Here is a 562-nt window from a genome sequence, read left to right as displayed (position 1 = left end):
GGGAGCATCCGAGGACGCGTCGCGCGTTCACCTGGATCGCCTGGCTGCTGGCCGTGGAGGTGCTCCTCGGCCTCGCGGCCGTGGTCGTAGCGGTCGTCATCGTCGTGAACGGCGGACCGGTGCCGTTCGCGGTGTGGATGCGCAGCGTGATCGTGCTCGGTATGACCGTGACGCTGTTCTACTTCTCCTGGCGGGCATCGCTCGGCTGGTACTGGGCGTATCAGCGTCTGCGGCTCTTCGCGCAGATCTTCCCGATCATCACGCTCGTGATGGCGGCGATCCCGAATCTCTACCCGGCCTGGATGGTGACCGAGCAGATCGTGTTCAGCCTGATCATGATCGGCGTCGCGGACATCCTGACCGGCGACCACATGCGCACCGCGTTCCGGCGGCCGGAGCGGCCTCAGCGGCACTCCCCGATGAAACCGAGATAGCAGACGGCGCGGTGCGTGATCGCCGGACGGGCGTCGTTGTTCGACACCTCCCGGGTGCCGATCTCGGGAGTCCGTGACAGGTGACCGAAGTCTCCGAGCGTGTCGACGTAGTAGCCGTCGCCGTCCTG

General features: G+C 66.5%; 1 protein-coding gene. It reads left to right on the top strand.

Translation table 11 applies throughout. The features are described 5' to 3' along the window. A partial coding sequence (locus tag BGN97_RS01910; protein WP_292697560.1) for a hypothetical protein occupies positions 1 to 434 on the top strand: 434 nt, incomplete at its 5' end. Between the last annotated feature and the right edge of the window lie 128 nt (positions 435 to 562).

It is taken from the genome of Microbacterium sp. 69-10 (assembly GCF_001897945.1).
In the GTDB taxonomy this organism is placed as follows: Bacteria; Actinomycetota; Actinomycetes; order Actinomycetales; family Microbacteriaceae; genus Microbacterium.
The sequence above is the reverse complement of the archived record's forward strand: the minus strand, read 5'-3'. Positions and strand labels throughout refer to the sequence as shown.